Source organism: Streptomyces europaeiscabiei, assembly GCF_001550375.1.
Taxonomy (GTDB): Bacteria; Actinomycetota; Actinomycetes; order Streptomycetales; family Streptomycetaceae; genus Streptomyces; species Streptomyces europaeiscabiei.
Map to the genome: position 1 here is coordinate 1 of NZ_LRTR01000528.1, position 20595 is coordinate 20595.

Consider the following 20595-nt stretch of genomic DNA (forward strand, 5'->3'; position numbering starts at 1 on the left):
GGGGGACGGGGAGGCAGCCGACGCGCCCTTCTTCGAGGTGGCGCCGGACCCCGAGCCGGACGCGGCCGTGGACGCCGACGGCGGCGCGCTCGCCTCGGCGTCCGTGGCCCTGTCCCGGGTGAACGCCAGGGTGCCGAAGCCCAGCTGGTCGTAGCCGCCGCTGTTGGGGCCGTAGTCGCCACCACCGCCCTCGGGGGCGGCCTTGGCCGCGGCGCGGGTGAGGTAGGAGGCGTCGAGGCCCCGGCGCTCGGTGTAGTGGTTGGCGATCATGGCCCAGATGGGGCGCGTCATGTTCGGGTCGACGCCGGCCGCGTCGGACGCGGTCTCCCTGCCGGACCAGCCGTTGATCGCACCCTTCGCGCGGGTGTTCGCCGTGTAGGCCACCTCGCCGCCCATGCTCCACCTGGCCACGTACTGGGCACCCTTGAGGAAGCGGTTGTCGTCGTAGCCGTACAGGTCGATGCCCTGGTTCCAGGCCATCTCGCAGAAGGTGCCCATCAGACCGACGCCGAGCAGCGCGTGGCCCTGGTCGCGGCCGGCCTCCAGCCATTCGGCCAGGCCGTCGTCGTGCACGACCGGGATGGCCTTCCGTACGGCGCCGAGACCCTCACCGTGCTTGAAGTACTCGACAGCACGGCTGACCTGGGCCCTGTCGTCGCAGAAGATGCCGGTGGCCAGGACGCACGCCATGTTGGCGAGGTCCCAGTTGGGCCAGTAGTTCGTGACGACGGCGCCGTTGTGCCTGACCAGGAAGTCGTCGCTGAGCGGGGCGAAGACACCGCTCAGCATCTCCCGGAAGCGGTCGAGTGCGAAGTCGGGGTGGTCGCGGACGAGTTCGGCGGCGTTGGCGATCTGGTAGCCGTACAGCCCGGCGGCCAGGAAGCGGTCGGCGTTGCCCGCCAGGGAAGTGAGCTTCGCCGACCAGTCGTTGAGGATCGCCACGGCGGTGTCGGCGTACGCGGACTCGCCGGTGATGTGGTGGCGCAGGCCGTTCTGGTAGGCGGCGTGGATGTCGTTGTAGAGGATCGCGTAGTTCTGGCCGGTGCCGCCCCGGACCACGGTCGCCTGCGGGTTGGCCTTCCAGCCGCTCTGCGCGTGCCGGTTGGCGGTCAGCCTGGCGAACCCCGCCCTGTGGGGCTGGTCGCCCGCCTTCACCTTGGCCGCCATCCGGGCCAGGTCCGCCCCGGTGTGGAGCAGACCGGGGTGCGCGAGGCCACCGCCCGCCGCGAAGGCGGGCGCCGCCGCCAGGCCCGTGCCGATTCCCGGACCCGCCGTGCCCGCGGCGATACCGGCGAACTTCAGCGTGCTCCGGCGGCTGATCTCTGCTGTCACGTGGGGGTCCTCGGGTCTCGGGTACGGGTCGTGGCTCGTGCGCGCGTCGGCGCGGGGAGCCACGAACAGGAGACGCACCGGCCCCGGCGGCGATAACAGAAACCGGGGGCGGTGCGTCCGTCGTGGTGGTCCCGTGGTCCCGTGGTCCCGTGGTGCGCGGTGGCGTCAGGCGCCGGGCGTCCAGCCGGCCAGCCAGTCCGAGACCTCCTGGTCGGCGGCCTGCGCGTCCGTCAGCATCGGGCGGTTGACGCTCGCGCTGCCCGCCCCCGGCCCCTTGTTCGCGTACTCGGCGAAGCGGTCTTCCTTCCAGGAGAAGCCGCCCATGTCGGACCAGGGCGTGGACTTGACCGCGGCGCTGAGGGTGGAGTTGCGGACCGTGGCCTGCGGGTCGACGGTGGTGTCGCCGCCGGGGTGCCAGTTGCGGCCGAGGAAGAAGCTGCCGGCGGTCACGTCACCGTTGACGGTGGACTGGTTGATCAGGATGCCCTTGTGGTTCGCGGCCGTGCTGGGCGCGACGATGTACCCGGCGGAGGTGCCGTTCCAGCGCTTCTTCAGGGTGATGACCGACTTGTCGACGACCGCCGTGGCCCGGCCGAAGATGAAGTCGACGTTGCCCGTGACGTAGGAGTTGGTGACATAGACCCGGCCGAGCCTGTCCTTGGCGGCGGTCTCCATCTCCAGGGTGTCCTGGTCGCCGTTGACGATGACCCCGTCGAGGACGATCCGGTCGGCCTGGGTCAGCAGCGCGACCGCCTGGTGCCCGTTGAGGGACTGATTCGCGGCCTCGTCGAAGTCGTTGGTGACGGTCAGGTTGCGGACCTGGGAGTCGTCCGACTGGATGGACATGGTGGCGCTGCCCGGGGTGCCGTAGGTGCCCGAGCCGCCCGGCTTCTGCATTCCGGCCGCGTTGCCGTACACGATCGTGGTGTCCTTGCGGCTGCCGCCCGCGCCCTGGATGGTGACGTGCGGCTTGTTGGCGGGGACCTTGACGACCTCACGGTAGACGCCCGGCCTGACCGAGATGACGACCCGTGAGGCGTTGTTCGCGGGCACGGCGTCGACGGCCTTCTGCACGCTCGTGTACTGGCCGCTGCCGTCCTTGGCGACGGTCAGCGTGGTGGCCGCGGCGGCCTTGGTGCCGGCGGTCGTGCCGATCGAACCGCGCGGCCCCGCGTTGGACCTGAGGAGGGCGGGCACGTCGGCCGTCTTGTCGAGGGTATAGCTGTAGTACGACTTCGGGTCGAAGGCCGTGCCGCCGCTCTCGTTGCGGCCGGAGGTGCCGGAGAAGACGTTGCCGCGCTGGACCAGGGCGGCCGTGGAGTCCTTGGTGACCGGGTTCCGCATGCCCTGGAAGAAGCTGTTCTCCAGGACCATCTTCGTGTTGCCGCGCGCGTAGTTGCCGTACGACGAGGTGATGTCCGTGCCGGACACGTCCTCCAGGAAGTTGTTGTACAGGTGCGCGTGGGCCACGTTGTCGGTGGAGGGGTTGCGCTGCTCGGTCTCGCGGAACCAGTTGTGGTGGATCGTCAGGTCGGCGGTGGTGTTGGTGGTCCAGCCGATGCCGAAGGTCTTGTTGTTCTGGCTCAGCTTGTTCCAGGACACCGTGACGTAGGTGGTGTCCTTGCGGCTGTCGATGAGGCCGTCCGCCATGTGCCGCAGGTCGTTGTGGTCGATCCAGACGTGGTGGGCGCCGTCCATCTGGACGGCGTCGAAGTCGTGGTCCTTGTCGTTCCAGGTGCCCTGGTAGGCGTCACGGATCGTCAGGTTGCGGATGATGACGTTGTGGACGCCGGAGCCGAGGAAGAAGCCGCCGCCCACGATGTGGCCCGAGGTGCCGGAGCCGACGATCGTCTTGTCGGAGGCGACCTTGATCTCCTTGCCCACCGGGTTCATGTCGATCGTGGCGGCCACGACGATGACATACGGCTCGGCGGCGGTCGCGTACTTCTCCAGGTCGGCCAGGGTCTTCACGGTGACCGTCTTTCCGTCCCGGCCGCCGTAGGTCCCGTTCTGGCCGAGCGCGTTCACCGAGGCGAAGCCGTCGGCGGTCTCGGTGGCCCAGGTGAGGGCGGCCGCCGCGGCCCGGGGCTGGACGTCCTCACCGAACACGCCGAAGACCGTGCCGTAGGCCAGGGTCCCGGCGGCGGCCAGGGTCAGGGGGACACCGGCGACGAGGGCGGTCTTCCTTCTGCGGTGGCGGGCCTTGCCGTGGTTCTCGCTCACGAGTCGCTTCCGTTCCGTGCGGGGGGATGGTCGTCAGCCGAGCAGTCGCCGCCGGATGTGAAGAGGTTGCCGCCTTTCAGTATGAATCTCGGCCAGGGGAGCGGGACTTCGGGCAGGGGCCGGGAATGGCCGAGAACGGCCCCCGGGTGCGGAGTGGAACGGTCCATGTCGCCGGGCCCGGGCCCGAGACGGCCGTTGACACGTGCGTGCAGGTCAGGACCGGGCCGTCACAGCAACACATCGATTCCGTTGTTCACTTGACTACCGGGCGTCACACGCGATTGGCTCCGCCCAGCGAAAGTCAGCCAGTCGCCGCACGTCATCGCGGTGATGACGGCGGCCTCGCTCTCCCAGACCTCCCACCCCGGTCGCACAGCGAGGTGCCGCGCCCCCATGAACCCACCGCCCGCGTCCCACAGGATCTTCACAGCCTTCCGTGCGACGGCGCTCGCCGCCGCGGTCTGCCTCACCGTCGCCGGCTGCTCGGTGTTCGGCGGGTCGGAGGGCGATTCGGACACGGACGGGTCGGGTGCCTCGGGCGGGGAGACGAAGGTCGCGCTGATCACGCACAGCGCCGAGGGGGACGCCTTCTGGGACCTGGTCCGCAAGGGCGCGGAGGTCGCGGCCGCGAAGGACGGCATCGAGCTGACCTTCGTCAGCGACCCCGACCCCGCGGGACAGGCGAAGCTCGTGCGGGACGCGATCGCCGACAAGGTCGACGGCATCGCGGTGACCCTCGCCAAGCCGCAGGCGATGCGGGGCGCGGTCGCCGAGGCCCGCGCGGCGGGCATACCCGTGGTGGGCCTCAACTCCGGCATCGACGCCTGGCAGTCACAGGGCCTGCTGGGCTTCTTCGGACAGGACGAGAGCGTCGCCGGCCGGGCGCTCGGCAACGAACTCGACGCCCGTGCCGCCAAGCACGCCCTGTGCGTCGTCCACGAGCGGGGCAACGTCGCCATCGAGGCTCGCTGTGCCGGCGTACGGAAGTCCTTCGGCGGCCAGACCGACAACCTCTACGTGGACGGCACCGACATGGACGCGGTGACCGGCTCGATCGCCGCGAAGCTCCGCCAGGACCCGACCATCGACGAGGTCGTCACGCTCGGGGCCCAGTTCGCGCTCGCCGCCGTGGACTCCGTGGACGACGCGAACAGCAAGGCCCAGGTCGCCACCTTCGACCTCAACAAGGACCTGGTCAAGGCCGTGAAGAGCGGCGACGTCCAGTTCGCGGTGGACCAACAGCCGTATCTGCAGGGCTACCTCGCGGTCGACGCGCTGTGGCTCTACAGGACCAACGGCAACATCAGCGGTGGGGGTGTCGAACCCGTGCTCACCGGTCCCGCGTTCGTGACGAGGAAGAACATCGCCGGAATCGCGGAGTTCGCGGCGAACGGGACCCGTTGACGTGAGGCGCCCGGACCCCGGCGGGACCTTCGCCCGTCGGCGCTCTCGGGGCCGCCACGCCCGGACAAACGGAACCTTCCGTTCGGGCATGACCGCACTACGGAACCCAAGCATCCGGAACGGTCGTGTAACGGCGACCCCAAACTTCGTACCACCCCTGCGACGTGCACTCACTTGTGCGGATAACATCCTGCGCATCCCCTGTGCGCCCTACTGACAGGTGTCCACCCGCCGATCCCGGACCTCTGTCGCTCCACCCCTGATCCGTTCCGCTCCCCGCCAACCGCCTCAAGGACGACGATGCCCCCACGGACCGGCGCCCGGCGCCGTCTCGGCTCCATACGTCTCTCGCTGATCCTCCTGGCTCTGATCCCCAGCGTCACGCTGGCCGTGAGTTGGGGTGTGACGACGACCCAGATGTTCTCGGAGGGACTGCGGCTGCGGACGCAGACCGGACTGAGCAAGTCCACCGGCGCCATGGGAACCGAGGCGACTCTCGCCCTGCAGCGCGAACGCGCCCTGTCGGCGGCCTACATGGCCGCCCCCGGCAGCTCCATGGACATCCTGGAACAACAGCGCCGGGAGACCGACAAGGCGGTCGCGAAGCTCGCCGCACACGCGGATGCCATGGAGGAGACCCCCGACCGCATAGGTGTGCGGCTGTACTCGGTGATGGCCGGCTCCAGCAGCCTGGAGTACTACCGGGGCCAGGTGGACAGCCCCACCGACATCACCCCCGAACAGATCCTCGAGCAGTACACCGAGATCATCGACGACCAGATCCACGCCTTCCAGGCGCTCTCCCAGGTCGACGACGGCGACCTCACCTCACAGGCCGGCCCGCTCATCACCCTCGAACAGGCCGCGGAGCTGGTCTCCCAGGGCGACGCGATCCTCACCCTCAACTGGCCCTCGGGAGAGCTGGACGAGCCGAGTCGGCACCGCTTCGCCCAGGTGGTCAACGCCCGGCGCTGGCTCGTCGACGACCAGCTCATCCACACGGTGGAGGGCGAGGTGAAGACCGAGATCGAACGGATCGTCCAGGGCAAGGACTGGCAGGCGCTGCAGGACGTGGAGGACCAGGTCCTCTCGGCCCCCGCCACGGGCACCGGGGAGTCCCGCAGGGTCAAAATGCCGCAGGCCCAGGCCCGCTGGAACGCCGCGATGACGAAGCTGTCCACCCAGTACGAGCACTTGATCCGCGAGCAGACCCAGGGGCTGCTGGACCGCAGTGGCGAGGAGGCACGCGGTCTGCTGATCACGGCCGGCTCGCTGAGCGCCGGCGGTCTCGCCGCGCTCCTGCTGTGCGTCGTGATGTCCTGGCGCATCACCCGCTCCCTGTCCCTCCGGCTCACCGGCCTGCGCACGGCCACCCTCAGCCTCGCCGAGGAGCGGCTGCCCGACATCGTCGCCCGCCTCGACCGGGGCGAGAAGGTCGACGTGGACGCCGCCGCGGCCCCGCTCGACTACGGCACCGACGAACTCGGCCAGGTCGCCAAGGCGTTCAACGCCGCCCAGCGCACCGCCGTGCACACCGCCGTGGAACTCGCCGACACCCGGCGCGGCTTCCAGCGCGTCATCCTCGGTATCGCCCGGCAGAGCCAGAACCTCGTCAACCTCCAGCTCACCAAGCTCGACAGCCTGGAGCGCCAGCACCAGGACCCGGAGATCCTCAAGGGCCTGTACGAGCTGGACTCCACCGCGAGCCAGCTGCGCCGCTACGAGGAGAACCTGGTCATCATCAGCGGCGAGCGGCCCGGCCGCAGCTGGACCGAACCGGTCGCGCTGATCGACATCCTGCGCAGCGCCGTCGGCGAGGTCGCCCAGTACCAGCGGGTGGAGGTGCACGCCGACGACGAGGTGTGGATCGCCCCGCCCGCCGTGGCCGACGTGATCCACCTCCTCGCCGAGCTCATCGACAACGCGACCACGTACTCGCCCGCCCCCAGCCCGGTCAGCGTCCGCGCCGCGATCGTCGCCAAGGGACTCGCCCTAGAGGTGGAGGACCGGGGCCTCGGCATGTCCGAGGAGGACTACACGGCGTTCAACGCCCAGCTGGCGGTGCCCCCGCAGTTCGACGTGGTCGCGCTCGCCGACGACCTCCGGCTCGGCATGTTCGTCATCGCCCGCCTCGCCACCCGGCACGGCATCACCGTGACCCTGCGTGCCTCGCCGTACGGCGGCACCACCGCGATCGTGCTGATCCCGGACGAGATCGTGGTCCGCGAGGCCCCCGCCCCCGACGAGGACGGCGGCGACTCGGCCGAACCGCTCGTACGCACCTCGCTCGTGGCCGCCCGGGTCGCCGCGGCCGCGGCGGAGCCGGACCCGGAGCCCGAACCCGCACGGGAGGAACCGGACCGTGTGCCGCAGGAGAGGCTCGCCACGAACGGGAGACCCGCCGACCGGGTCGAGGACGCGAACGGGACACGGCCGGCCGCCCCGCGGAAGTCCCCGGCCGGGAAGAAGGGCGGCCTGATGCCGTTGCCCCGCCGGATCCCGCAGACCAGCCTCGCCGCCGAACTGAAGGAGGAGGCCGGACCCTGCCCCGACGGCGACGCCGACGACTTCACGGCCGAGCGCGCGGCCTCCTCACTGGCCGGCTTCCAGCGCGGAACCCTCCAGGCACGTGACGACGACGAGGAACCCGAGTACGCATCAGGGGAGGCATCCGCATCCCAAGACCCAGGAGACCGGATCCCCGCCTCCGGAACCTGACGTCCCATCGACTCCCCACGCAGACCGCTCTTTGAAGGACACACAGATGACACGCCCCATCCCCGCCACGCACAGTCAGCTCGACCAGCTGCTCACCGGACTGGTGGACCGGGTCGCCGAGGTCGACCACGCCGTCGTGCTCTCCGAGGACGGACTGGTCGTCAGCAAATCCACCGCGTTCCTGCGCGACGACGCCGAGCGGCTGGCGGCCACCGCGTCCGGTCTGATGAGCCTCAGCAAGGGCGTCAGCATGGACTTCCGCGGCGGTCCCGTACGCCAGTTGCTCATCGAGATGGGCAACGCCTTCCTGATCCTCACCAACGCCGGACCCGGCGCCAACCTCGCCGTGCTCACCCGGCAGGGCGCCGACGTCGGCGTCGTGGCGTACCAGATGAACATGCTGGTGAAGAAGATCGGCGAGCACCTCAGCGCCGCCCCCCGCGCCGGTGCTGTCGCGGCCGACAGCGGCGAGTGAGGTGAACGGAGGCGACGCGGCGGGCCGGCTGGTTCGCCCGTTCACCCTGACGGGCGGCCGGACCCGGCCCGCCCGTGGCGACTTCACCCTCATCACCATGGTGACGGCCGTGGACCCGCAGCCGGCCGGGGGCACCCGGCCGCAGCCGGAGCACGCCCGGATCGTCAAGCTGTGCGCGAAGCCGATCGTGGTGGCGGAGCTGGCCAGCAAGCTCGACCTCCCGGTCAGCGTGGTCGCCATCATGCTCTGCGACCTGCTGGAAGCGGGCCGGATCAGCGTGCGCCAGCCACGGCTGATCTCCCGCGCCCCCGACCTGGACCTGCTGAAGAAAGTGAGGGACGGTCTTGGCCGGCTCTGACCCCACCCCCCAGGGGATCTCGGCTCCCGACACGGTGAAGATACTCATCGCCGGCGGATTCGGCGTCGGAAAGACGACCATGGTCGGATCGGTCAGCGAGATCGTCCCGCTGCGCACCGAGGAACCCCTCACCACCGCCGGTCTCGGCGTCGACGACCTCGACGGCATCCCCGAGAAGCACGCCACCACGGTGGCCCTCGACTTCGGCCGGATCAGCATCGGCCAGGACCTCGTGCTCTATCTGTTCGGCACGCCCGGACAGCAGCGGTTCTGGTTCATGTGGAACGACCTCGCGATCGGCGCCCTAGGCGCCGTCGTCCTCGTGGACGTGCGCCGACCCGACTCCAGCTTCGCCGCCATCGACTTCTTCGAACGCCGCAGGATCCCCTTCGTCATCGGCGTCAACGGCTTCCACGGCGAGCACCCCTACGAGCCCGACGTGATCCGCGAGTCGCTGGCCCTCCCCGAGAACACCCCGGTGCTCCTCTTCGACGCCCGCAAGCGCACCTCGTGCCGCGACGTGCTGATCGCCCTCCTGGACCAGCTGATCGCCACCTCGGCCCGCTGAGGGCCGGGCGTCGAAGCCGCCGGAAGCCGCCGAAGCCGCAGCGGCCGTCGCGGGAGCGCCTAGGGGTGGACCTCCTCGCGCACCAGGCCGGCGACGTGGTCGGTGATGGTGTCGAGGATGCCCGTCCAGGTCGTGTCGTCGCCGAGGACCAGGAAGTTCAGGGTGAGGCCGTCCGTCATGGCGGCCAGATAGCGGGCCAGCACGGGGACGGGCACCGTCAGTTCGAACCCCATGGACACCCGCAGCTGCGCGATCAGGTCGGCGTAGGTGTCGCAGTACATCTCGTACTGCCGTCGCGCCAGATGCTCGAACCCGGGCTCCCTGAGGGCGTACTGGGTCAGCTCGTAGGTGAGCATGTGCTCGCCCGGATGGGCGGACACATGATCCCAGTACGCCTGGAAACCGGCCCGGACGGTCTCCCTGAGCGTCTCCCGAGGGCGGATCGCGTCCCGCACCAGTGTCACGTAGTGCCCGGTGATGGTGGTGATGACGGACTCGATCAGCTCCTGCTTCGACTCGAAGCAGTAGTGGAAGACGCTCAGTGACACGCCCGCCTCGGCCGCGATGGACCGGGTCGTCGTCCTGGGGACGCCGTCCCGGGTCATCGCGCGGATCGCAGCCTCCGTGAGTTGTCTGCGTCGCTCGGCCGACGGCAGGCGTGCCATGCGGATCCCTTTCCCCCGTGGTGCGCGGTCAGCTGCTGTAGACGCCGACCTCGTAGAGGGAGTAACCCCAGTCCGTACCGCGGTCGGTCCCCAGCATCCGAACATATCTGGCCGTCACGCCGGAGAACGTGGCCGTGTCCAGACCGCCGTCACCCGAGGTCGCGGACCAGACGGTCTTCCACGTCGACCCGTCGGTCGAGACGTCGATCTGGTACGCCTTGCCGTAGGCCCGCTCCCAGTCGAGGGTGACCTTCTTGATCGTGTGCGAGGTGCCGAGGTCCACCTTCCACCACTGGGAGTCGCTCCAGTCGCTCGCCCAGCGGGTGCCGCTGTCACCGTCCACGGCCCGGCCGGGCTGGTAGCTGGTGACGGGGTTCGACTCGGACGCACTGGCCGTCGCCGTCCTGCCCTTGGCGAGGTTCACCCCGGCCTGGTGGCCCTCGGAGGAGCCCCAGGTGTCGAGGTAGGAATCGGCGCCCTTGAAGAGGTCGTCCACGACGCCCTGGCCGCCGACGAGCCGGATGTCCTCGATCCAGTCCGGGATCATCCCGACATGGGCGGCACCGTCGGTGTTGTAGTCGAAGGTGCGCGTACCGGTGGTCTGCTTGGCGATGGTGGAGCCGCCGTCGACGCTCTTGAAGGGATACGTCACCGGGTTGGAGGTGGTGGCGCCGCGCGGGGCGGGGTGGTCGCCGATGCCGTTGAAGTCGGTGCCGTAGCCGTAGCCCACGTTGTACTTGGTCCGCAGCGCGTCGGTGCGCTTGGCCTCCGTGCTGAACTCCTCGGAGCCGTGCATGTACTGGGCGACGAAACCGCCGAGGGAGTAGACCCGCTCGGTCCAGTTCAGGTCCATCCAGCTGTGCGAGGACAGGACGCCCGGGTAGGATGCGGCCTCGAACATGTCCAGGGCCTGGCCGGTGGCCTTGACACTCATGTGGTCGATCTCGAGCATCATCTTGCGCTTCATCATGCCCTGCACGGCGTACTCACCGAGATCGGTGAGCCCCCGGACGTTGCACTGCGCGTTCTCGTCGTACTCCGGCACCTCGGTACCCGTCGGCAGGTCCTCCTCGGCCTCGGTGGCCGCATCGCCGATCGGGTTGTCCTTCTGCGGGCCCTTGCACTTCTCGGTCTGCCAGAAGGTGCCCGTCGACAGGAACTGGCCGACGTTGATGGCCGTTCCGAGACCGTGTTCGTCGAAGCGGACACCGCACAGCGCGTTGTCGAACTTGTGGCACAGGAACATGCTGCGCACACCCAGGCCGTACAGCTCGTCGAGGCCCTTGTCGATGTCCGCCTTGCTGCACTGCGGGATGTCGAGGATCTGCTTGCAGCCGAACGGCTCGGACGTCTCCACGCCCAGCACCACGGCGAGCTTGCCCTGCGCGACCACGGAGCGAGCCTGCGCGCTGTCGGTGACGATCCGGAACCAGCCCTTGCCGGTGCCGCCGTACTGCGCGTCGATGTAGTCCTGGAGGTCGTACGTCAGCTTCGCCTGCAGCCGGATCGAGGTCATCTCGTCGCAGCTGCGGTCCTTGAACGGGTAGATCGAGCAGATCATCCCATTGGTGACCAGGTCGTTGACCAGCACCCGCTGGCCGCCGCGCCAGGCGCGCTCGATCCAGGCGTAGTAGTTGGCCTGGTGCGTCATCGAGTCGTACGCCGGCCAGTCCTTGAACGTCGGGTAGCCGACCGGGTCGTGCTTGCCGTCGCCGCCGTGGGTGATGTAGTCGAACAGCGCGAGGCTGCCGTCCGGGTAGTGCTCGGGACAGTCCTTCAGCGCGTCGGCTATGCCGGACGACGAGAACACCTTGCCGCAGATGAGCCGGCCGCCGAACGCCTCGTTGGAGAACAGGTGGTTGTGCGCGTCGACGAACCCGCGCACGTCGCCCGCCGAGTTCGTCCCCTTGAACGGCTCGCCCGTCACGTTGATCTGGGAGTCGGGCGAAGGCCGGGAGGTGGGCAGCCACCAGTCGCCGGTGGCGGCGGAACTGGACGACGGGCTGAGCAGCATGCCCATCGTGGTGAGGAACAGCGCCAGCACCATGAGAGGTCTGCGTCTGCGGTGGGCGCGTGGAGTCCTGGTCATCACTCACGTCCTCGGTCGGGGGGGGTGCACGGTCGATCGGCCAGACCGTTCCGGGACGCGGTGAACACCCACGACGCCATAGCCCGATTGTCATGGCTGGCACAAGCGATGTGACGAGAATCGCTACTGTGGTGATCCGAGTCAATAGTCCGGGACGCTTGACCTGATGCCACCCATTGCCCTAAGGCGGGAGAACGCCTCGTCAAATTCTTGTGAAAATAAGGAGGTTGTCCCGGACTCTCCGCCCTCGCCGACCGGCGTGCACGTTCAGGAAAGTGCGCGTACCGACTGGCGGATCACCAACTGCGTGCCCAGCACCACGTGGTCGTCGCCCCCGAGGCCTTCCTCGCGCTCCAGCGCCAGCCGGACCGCCGTGCGCCCCAGGTCCTCGTACGGCACCCGTACCGTGGTCAACGCGGGGGAGAGGTCGGCTGCGAACGGGACGTCGTCGAAGCCGACCAGGGAGACATCGCCCGGGACGTCGAGACCGGCCTCGCGCAGCGCGGCCAGTGCCCCCGTGGCGACCACGTCGGTGCCCGCGAAGACCGCCGTGAACCCCAGGCCGGCCGCCAGCGCCTCCCGGGTGCGCTGATAGCCCGAGACGCGGGTGTACGGGCCGGGCAGTTCCAACTCCTCGGAGGGTGCCACCCCGTGAGCGCGCAGGGCGTGCAGGAACCCGTCCCGGCGCTGGTCGGAGGTGCTGAGCCCGGGGACCCCGCCCAGGAAGAGGACGCGCCGGTGCCCGGCGGTCAGCAGATGGTCGGTGGCCTGGAAGGCTCCGCCCCGGTTGTCGTACTGCACCACCGTCACCGGCAGATCGCCGGGCAGCGGTGGGCGGCCCACCAGCACCAGCCGGGAGCCGACCGCGTCCAGCGCCGTCGCGTACCCGGCCATCCGCCGCCGGTACGCCTCGTCCTGCTGGGCCCCGCCGACGAGGAGGACCGCTGCCGCGTGCTGCTCGCGCATGAGCTGGACCAGGTCGTCCTCGCGCGCCGAGTCGTCGTGCGTGGCGCACACCAGGCTCAGCCGGCCCCGGTCGGCGGCCGCCTGCTCCACCCCCGCCGCGACATGGGCGAGGGAGGGACCGGTGATGTCCTTGATGACCAGGGCGACGGGGCCCGCGACCCGGCCGGAGAGCGCCTTCGCGTGCACGTTCACCACGTAGTGCAGCGACTCGACGGCCGCCATGACCCGGGCCCTGGTCTCCGTGGACACCGGGTAGTTGCCGGCGAGCGTGCGGGAAACGGTTGCTACGGACACTCCGGCCTGTGCGGCGACATCCCGAATCGTGCTGGGCCGCTCGCCGCCCGAGGCGCTGCTCCGTCGACGCCTGGTCCCGCTGGGTTCGGCGCTCCTACGGCGACCGTTTTCATTGACCGTCACGGTTCGACGTTACTGCATGCCCTCGGTAGATGTGGGGGATGATGCAGTAAACGCTTACTGTATCTGTCGGTCGACTCGGTGGCGGGACACCCGTCAGCGCGGCCCGCTAGCAGCCGCCTCTGACATCTCGGGCTCGTGCGAGATCGCTTTGAGCCATCCCATCACCCTAGGGGTGTGTGGGACTTCCGATGCAGTCCCGGGAACGTTCGGCCGGGCCTCTCCGGCGTGGCCAAGTGGGCTCCTGGAGGAATGGCCGAAAAAAGTGGGCGGTGTCCCTTTCCGGTCACACTGATGAGCACGATTCTCGGCAGGCACACGCACAGTCTGCCGGTGCAGCGAGGGGGAACGGCCATCACATCGACGTGGGACGGCGGGTCGAGGGCGGGATTCGAGGACGCGATCATCGCCCTGACGCGGCGGCGGATCGAGATCTTCGACGACGCGGGGCAGGACTGGCGTTTCGCCGAAAGCCTCAAGTCGGTCAGTGAGGAAACGGCCCAGGAGTACGAGGGTCGTACGATCCTCGAACTCATTCAGAACGGACATGACGCCCTGGCCCCGGGCGAGGCCGGCAGGATCGCCGTACTGGCGCGCCGTCATGAGGACCGCGGCGTGCTGTATGTCGCCAACGAGGGCAGCGGCTTCACCGAGGAGAACTTCAAGGCCATCACCGAACTGGCCCTGTCGAGCAAGGGCGCCGGGGAGGGGATCGGGAACAAAGGACTCGGGTTCCGCAGTGTGCTGCAGCTGACCGATTGGCCGGAGATCTACTCCAAGGCGTCGCCCGCCTCCGCCTCGTTCGACGGCTACTGTTTCCGCTTCGCTCGGCCGGACGACATCCACGGCATGGTCGACGACACGGACCTCGCGTCCCGAGTGATCCAGGACATCTCCCCGCTGGCCCTGCCGGTGCCGGCAGCGGTCACGGACCCCGTGCTGAAGGAACTCGCCGCGGACGGCTTCTCGACCGTCGTACGACTGCCGTTGCGCAACGACCACGCCTGGAGCGTCGTGGTCGCGCAGGCCGCGGACGTGGTGGACGACGAGTCGCCCCTGCTGCTCTTCCTCGACCGGGTGCGGGAACTGGTCGTGGAGGTCCGCGGCGGGGAGGAGGACCGGCTGCGACGCGTGCTGTCGCGGACCGAACACGTCTCGGAACTGGTCGAGTCGCGACCGGCGGACTGGTTGCGCGAAGTCGACCTCGCGGATGCCGGACGCTATCTGCTGGCGCGCCGGACCCTGGGTGCCGAGGCCCTGGGCGCGGCGATCGAGCGCAGCGTCCAGACGCACGAGATCGACGCCAAGTGGCTGAACTGGCAGGGCGAGGCGTGGGTCGGCGTCGCGCTCCGGCTGGACAGGCCGCTGCCGCGAAGCGGCCGCATGTACACCTTCATTCCCATGTCGGGAGCCGCCACCGCGCCGTTTCCGGGCCACGCCCACGCCCCGTTCTTCACCAAGTTCGCCCGTCTCGACATCAGCGAGACCGTGGCCCTCAACGACCTGCTCCTGGACCAACTGGCCCTTCTCTGTGTCGAGTCGGCCAGGCGCCTGCGCTCGGAGGCGCCTCACGAGTCGGCGGGACCCCTCGTCCTGGACCTGATGTCCTGGGACAACCCGGCCCGCCTGGACAGGGCTGTGCAAGGAGAGCTGGCCGCCGAGCCGATACTTCCGCTGGAGGGCGGCGAGGCCTGGGGGACGTTGCGGGACTCGTACGCGTGGCCGGACCTCAGACGCCCATGGCGGGTCCTCACCGCCGAGGCGCTCGCCCGCGCGGGAGCGCATCTCCTGGCCGCCTTCGTGGGGCAGACCCGGCACACCCGCGTCGAGAAGCTCGCCAAGGCGGTCCTCTCGAAGTCCATGCGTCCTCCCATGGCCAGTACGGCCGGGTGGGTCGAGGCGGTCGCCGAGACGATCCGGGCCGAAGGGGGCGACTCGCCGGCCCCGCGCTGGGCGGACTTCTACGACGACGTGGCGCTCGCCTTCGCGGGCCAGCCCGGCGCGCTGCGGGGCCGGCGGATCGTCCTCGACCAGGACGGCGGCCTGCGGCCGGCGCTCGGCAGCGGGACGGAGTCCGGAGCGAAGCAGGGGACCGTCTTCTTTCATCCCGGGGCCGAACACGACGACGCCGTCACCCGCGTCCCCGGCGACCTCAAGGCGTTGCGGCGCCGCATTTCCTTCACACACCCGAACATCGCCCGGGAGAGCCCCGGACGGCGGTTCCTGGAACTTTCCGGACTCGTCCGCTCGTACCAGCTGGACCAGGTGTTCGACGCACTGCACGAATTGCTCAAGGGGCGGCCCTCGGACGCGCTCAGCCGTGACGCCCTCACGTTCGCCCTCCGCCAGTTCCCCGTTCTCACCCGGACACAACGCAACAGACTGTCCGCGATCGCCTTCCGGGTCCCCCTCGCCGACGGCGGCTGGACGAAGGCGGCCCGCTGCTCGTTCTCACCCGGCTGGGGCACCGAGGGCGCGCGGCGGTTCGAACGGTTCCTGGACGCGGGCGGTTCACGGATCCCGGAGCTGGCGGCGCAGCGGGAACGCTGGATCAGCGCGCCCGACGACTGGCCGGCTCCGGTGCGGGACCGTGAGGCGTACCTGGAGTTCCTCACCGCCATCGGTGTGGCCGACGGGCTGCGGCTGTCGACCGTCGGAGACCGCCTGGGAGCCCACTACGGCAACGACCTGGCACCGGACGCCCTGGCCCCGCGCTTCGGACTCGGCCCAGTCCTGGGGCCCGCGTGGGCGGCGGACGTCCGGTCCGGATGGACCAGATTCGCCCATCCGTGGACGCCGTACGAGTTCCAGCGACCGCCGGTCCATCTGCCGGGCGCGACGGAGGTCGCCGGGCTGCTCCCCGCCGCCCGGCGGGAGTTCGCGGAACTGCTCGTCCTGGGGTTCCGCACCTGGAAAGACACGGACTTCCAGGTCACCGTGCACCGGCCGGCCTACCCGTTCAAGGACGAGCACTCCTGGCCCACACCGTTCGCGTCCTTCCTTCGCGGCACCCCTTGGCTGCCGGTGGAAGGCGCCGAGTCCGACGGCGGCCCGTCCTTCGTCACCCCGGGCCAGGCGTGGTTCAGCACGGACGGGGAGCTGCCCGCGTTCGTCCCCTCGCTGCCACTGCAGACCCGCCGACTCCTCGCCGACAGGACCGCGGCCGCGCGCCTGCGCCTGTGCGGTCTGCGCGGCTGGGAGGATCCGCGGCATGCGGGCGCGGCCGTGAGACAGCTGGCTGAGATCCTCCACCGGGGCGACGTGCCGGAACACCTCAGTGTCTCCTTCAAGAAGCACTATGGGAGGGCCTGGTCGCAGCTCGCGCAGACCGGCGACTGGCCGTGGTCCCCCGGCGAGGAGGTACGGCTGGTGGTCAGCCAGGGCAATGCCCTGGCGACCCTCGCTCCGGTGACCGACGATGCTCCCGTTCACGTCTGTGACGAGCAGGCACCGCTGAAGGAGGCACTCGTCGAGCTGGCGGGCCATCCCGTCCTGGTCGCCGTCCCCGAGAGCGGGGACGCCATCGTGCGCCAGGCCGAGGCGAACGGAATCCGTACTCTGCGCACTTCAAAGACCGACGTACAGGTACGCCACCGCCATGGTGAACCGATCACCCCCACGGGACGCGCGGACACACTCATCGACGGCAGGGAATGGTTCGTCACGGTCGTGGCACTGGCCGTGGAACTGAAGTCCGGGGCGTTCCTGCGCCGCAGCGAACGCGGTGTGCGAGCCCTCCTGGAACGGCTCCGTACCGTCCGGGTCGTCCGTGCCGAGGAGGTGGAGATCGTCATCTCGGGCGTGCTGACGGAACCGCCGCCCACCACGCGTGGCCTGCCGCTGCCGGACGCCGATCACCCCACCGTCGTCGTCTGGCGCAGCGAGAAGGGCTGGGACGAACTGCAGGCGTGCACGTCCGCCCTGGCCCAACTCCTGGGTACGCCGAGGCTGCAGGACGCGCTGGAGCTGGTCCTGGTCAAGCTGGAGCGGCAGTTCGGCACCCATGAGCCGGACGGGATCGACGACCGCGCTCTCGCGATGGCACTGGACACGTCCGAAGCCAAGGTCGCCGAGATCCGACGCAATCTCACCGGCGATGTGCACGACACGGTACGGCTGCTGCGCCCGGCACTGTGCTGCCTGCTCGGGAACACATGGAACGAGGAGGCGGCACGGGCACTCGGCCGGGCGGCGGGGGAGGACGAACTCGTCCAACTCGTCGGCCGGTACTCGACGGCGTTGCCCGTACCGGCTGCCGAACTCGTCGGTCTGGCGCGCTCCTGCACCACGCCCGCCGAACTGCGCGACGAACTGGGACTGGATTTCCGGCAGTTCAACGAGGCGCTCACCACGCTCGGCCCCGGCTACGCCGCCTACTCCCACCCCGACGTTCACGAGCAGACCTTCGGCGACTTCGTACGCGAACACGAGGGCGTCCTGGTGGACCGGTTGCGTGAGCGGTATGCGGCCGCGGCACGCGACGATGCCGGGGTCTCCGTGTATGCCACGGCCCGCCGACTCCACGACCTGTTGCCGGACCCCGACTGGCTGGCCCGGTTCGTCACCCCGCCCGAGCAGGAGATGAGGGCGAGGGCGGCGGCCTGGCTCCGCTCCCACGACGCCGACGACGACCTGGAGCGGCCCACGGATCTCCCGCCCGTCGACCGCCTCCGCGAACTCAACGCCTCCGCACTGGACTTGCTCGTCCCGGCGTTGGCCCGGCTCGTGTCGGCCTGGTGCCGACGGCATGCGGTTCCCGTACCGGCCGGCTGGCTCGGAGCGCCCCTGCTGGAGGCCAGGACCTTCCTTGAGAGGTCGGGTGTGAGCGATCTCCTGACGCTGAGTGAGACACGACTGCTCGGCATCGTGGAACGCGGTGTGGGCTGGCCGACCGGTATGCCCCTCACCGCCGACGTGGGGTCCCTCGGTCTCACGCCGGCCGATCTGGCCCCCGGGCCCGGACCGGTACAGGGGAGCACCGGCTCGCGCGGTTCGGCTCCGGCCACGATCATGATCGGTGAGAAGGAGGTCGGCGTGGGCCTCGACCACTTCTCCGCCATCGCTGACCTGGCCTCCGGGACGATCGACGAGTCCTTCCTCGCCCAGTCCGGCAAGGTGCGCCTCGACACGGTCACCGGGGTGCCTCAGCCGCGGCGTGGTGGGAGTTCCGCCAAGGCGCGTGTCGTCGTGGCCCGGCTGCACCAGGTGAGCGAGGACCAGAGGTCGGCAATCGGTCTGGTGGGGGAGGTCGCGGCGCGAGCCTGGCTCCAGCGCCACTACTCCGAGGTGCGCTGGCGCTCGGGCTATGCCGCTGTCATCAACGGCGATCGGGAGGCTTCGGACGGCCTGGGATACGACTTCGAGGTCGCCTGGCGCGAGACCACACGGCTGTACGAGGTGAAGGCGCTGAGCGAGCGGGCCGGTGAGCGTGTGGAATTCGAGCTGGGGCCGTCCGAGGTTGACGCCGCCCGCACGCACGCGCGGGGCAGCCGGTACCGGATCCTGCTGATCACCGCTGCCCTGGACCCGGAGCACCGTCAGGTGTTCGCGCTGCCCAACCCGTTCTCCGCGGCCGGCCGTGAACGGTTCCGGATCGTGGGCCGAGGGCTGCGCTACCAGTGCTCGCCACTGCGCAACAGCAGCCGGTCGTGAGACGAGGAACGCGGGAGCATCGAACTCGGTCTCCCGTATCCCGTCTCCCGGGGGGAGTGGCTTGGCTGTCGCTTCCCCGGGTGCCATCGGCAGCCGTCGACTGGTTCGCGCGCGCGGGGGAGTTGGCGCACGGTTGTCTGGACGAGTCCCGTCGGCGCGGTTGCCCGGACGGCTCCCGCTGGGGCGGGCTGTCCTGTCCGGATACGGCCGTACCGCCGAGGGCTGTCCGTCAGGACAGCGGTGCCGTCGACCCCCTGATCACCACCTTGCAGGGGAGGGTGTCGATCCCGGCTCTCGGGGTGCCGGCGATCGCGGTGAAGAGGGCGTGGGCGGCCACTCGCCCGACCTGTTCGAGGTTCATGTCGACGCTGGTCAGGGGCGGTCGGGAACCGGCTGTCATGATCTGCCAGTTGTCGAAGCCCATGACGGCGATGTCGTCGGGGACGCGGTGGCCGCGCTCGCGCAGGACCTCCATGACGCCCCGGGCGATCTGGTCGCTGCCGCAGAGGACCGCGTCGACGTCGGGATGGCGGTCCAGGAGCATGGCGGTGGCGGCACGCCCCCAGCCCTCCGACCAGGCCCCGAACCGTGGTTCGCCGATCAGGGCGAGACCGGCGTCGGCGAGCGCGGCCCGCGCCCCCGCTGCCCGGTCCTGCGCGGCGAGATAGCCGGGATCGCCGGTGATGTGGGCGATCCGGGTGCGGCCGCAGGCGAGGAGGTGCTCCACGGCGATCCGACCGGCGCCGACGCTGTCCGGGACGACGGAGAAGTCCTCCGGATCGTCGGAGGGGGCGTAGGCGTAGACGACCGGGACAGGTAGCTCGCGGCCCAGGGAGGGCCGGGGGTCGGTGCGGCTGCCGACCACGATGAGGCCGTCGACGCGACGGCCCAGCAGGGCGCGCAGATGGTGCTGTTCGCGGATCGCGTCGCCGCGCGCGTCGCACAGGAAGACCGCGACCTCGCCCGCGCCGAACGCGTCCTCCGCGCCCATCAGGATCGGTATGCCGAACCTGCCCTCCAGGTCGCTGGTGAGCAGGCCGACGGTCCCGGTGCGTCCGGCGAGCAGACCGCGGGCCACCTGGTTGGGGCGGAACGACAGCCGCTCGGCGGCCTCGACGACCCGCTGTCTGGTCTCCGCCCGGACCTGGCTGCGGCCGTTGAGCGCCTTGGACGCCGTGGCGATCGAGACGCCCGCCAGCCGGGCGACGTCGCCGAGCGTGGCGGGCTGCGAACGAGAGGGGCCGGTGGCCTGTGCCATGGGTGATCTCCTGTCTCGCCACGCGTGCCGACCTCGCCGAGGATGACACGCCCCACCCGGAAGCGTACGGGAAACGTTTCGGTCAGGATGCTGCCATGGGTTTCTGTGAACCTTCGACAAGCGCTCCCTGCAAGGGGATTGACGAGTATTCGGGTGCGGCCTAGCGTCTCAGAAAGCCTTTTCGGTTCCTTTCGTTTCCGCCACTCGTCAGCCACCAGTCCGGCATGCGTGCGGTTCTCGTGCGGTCTTCGTTCGTCCGCCATCCGCCATCCGCCATCCGCCACTCGGTTCAGTGCCACCACAGCCATCGTCCCGACCGGCGGGCCCCGCACGGCCCGCCGCGAAACAAGGGGGATCGAACATGGGGAGCACGGTCGGACCGCGTGGCCGCGCGAGCCGCCTCGTCACCAACGCCGTCGCACTGCTCGCCGCCGCGACCCTGGTCACGGCCTGCGGGTCGGGCGGCGGCGGCT

12 protein-coding genes are annotated in these 20595 nt (G+C 70.0%); 6 read left to right on the plus strand and 6 right to left on the minus strand.

All coding sequences use genetic code 11. The features are described from left to right. Both AWZ10_RS26070 and AWZ10_RS26075 read right to left on the minus strand, forming a co-directional pair. On the minus strand, positions 1-1332 hold a 1332-nt coding region (locus tag AWZ10_RS26070; protein ID WP_060892133.1), incomplete at its 3' end, for an alginate lyase family protein. Positions 1333-1497: 165 nt separating this feature from the next. Further along, entirely contained in the window at positions 1498-3555 is a 2058-nt protein-coding gene (locus tag AWZ10_RS26075) for a pectinesterase family protein (RefSeq protein WP_060892134.1), read from the minus strand. Between the two features lie 393 nt (positions 3556-3948). Here AWZ10_RS26075 and AWZ10_RS26080 point away from each other — a divergent pair, with 393 nt between their 5' ends. From AWZ10_RS26080 to AWZ10_RS26100, 5 genes are all read left to right on the plus strand, one after another. Continuing rightward, positions 3949-4959: a substrate-binding domain-containing protein gene (locus tag AWZ10_RS26080; RefSeq protein WP_046705697.1), complete on the plus strand. Its 1011-nt coding sequence runs from the start codon at positions 3949-3951 to the stop codon at positions 4957-4959. 300 nt (positions 4960-5259) lie between these two features. Then, on the plus strand, positions 5260-7677 hold the full coding sequence (locus tag AWZ10_RS26085) for a sensor histidine kinase (RefSeq protein ID WP_046705698.1): 2418 nt from the start codon (positions 5260-5262) through the stop codon (positions 7675-7677). A 46-nt stretch (positions 7678-7723) separates the two neighbouring features. Continuing rightward, on the plus strand, positions 7724-8152 hold the full coding sequence (locus AWZ10_RS26090; RefSeq protein ID WP_037704978.1) for a roadblock/LC7 domain-containing protein: 429 nt from the start codon (positions 7724-7726) through the stop codon (positions 8150-8152). Between the two features lies 1 nt (position 8153). After that, positions 8154-8510, plus strand: a complete 357-nt coding sequence (locus AWZ10_RS26095) for a DUF742 domain-containing protein (RefSeq protein ID WP_046705699.1) — start codon at positions 8154-8156, stop codon at positions 8508-8510. Further along, entirely contained in the window at positions 8497-9078 is a 582-nt protein-coding gene (locus tag AWZ10_RS26100) for a GTP-binding protein (RefSeq protein ID WP_060892135.1), read from the plus strand. Before AWZ10_RS26095 ends, AWZ10_RS26100 begins: the two co-directional genes overlap by 14 nt. A gap of 59 nt (positions 9079-9137) precedes the next feature. Here AWZ10_RS26100 and AWZ10_RS26105 read toward each other — a convergent pair whose 3' ends face one another. The 3 genes from AWZ10_RS26105 to AWZ10_RS26115 form a co-directional block, all read right to left on the minus strand. Continuing rightward, positions 9138-9743 (minus strand): TetR/AcrR family transcriptional regulator, encoded by a 606-nt coding sequence (locus tag AWZ10_RS26105; protein WP_060892136.1) that lies wholly within the window; start codon positions 9741-9743, stop codon positions 9138-9140. 28 nt (positions 9744-9771) lie between these two features. Beyond that, positions 9772-11832: a galactose-binding domain-containing protein gene (locus AWZ10_RS26110; protein WP_208618553.1), complete on the minus strand. Its 2061-nt coding sequence runs from the start codon at positions 11830-11832 to the stop codon at positions 9772-9774. 267 nt (positions 11833-12099) lie between these two features. Continuing rightward, positions 12100-13215, minus strand: coding sequence for a LacI family DNA-binding transcriptional regulator (locus AWZ10_RS26115; RefSeq protein WP_079104443.1), 1116 nt, complete (start codon positions 13213-13215; stop codon positions 12100-12102). Between the two features lie 291 nt (positions 13216-13506). Between AWZ10_RS26115 and AWZ10_RS26120 the strand changes: the two genes are divergently transcribed. Next, positions 13507-18864, plus strand: coding sequence for a sacsin N-terminal ATP-binding-like domain-containing protein (locus AWZ10_RS26120; protein ID WP_060892138.1), 5358 nt, complete (start codon positions 13507-13509; stop codon positions 18862-18864). 229 nt (positions 18865-19093) lie between these two features. Here the strand turns inward: AWZ10_RS26120 and AWZ10_RS26125 are convergent, their stop codons facing one another. Continuing rightward, positions 19094-20122, minus strand: coding sequence for a LacI family DNA-binding transcriptional regulator (locus AWZ10_RS26125; protein ID WP_046705704.1), 1029 nt, complete (start codon positions 20120-20122; stop codon positions 19094-19096). Between the last annotated feature and the right edge of the window lie 473 nt (positions 20123-20595).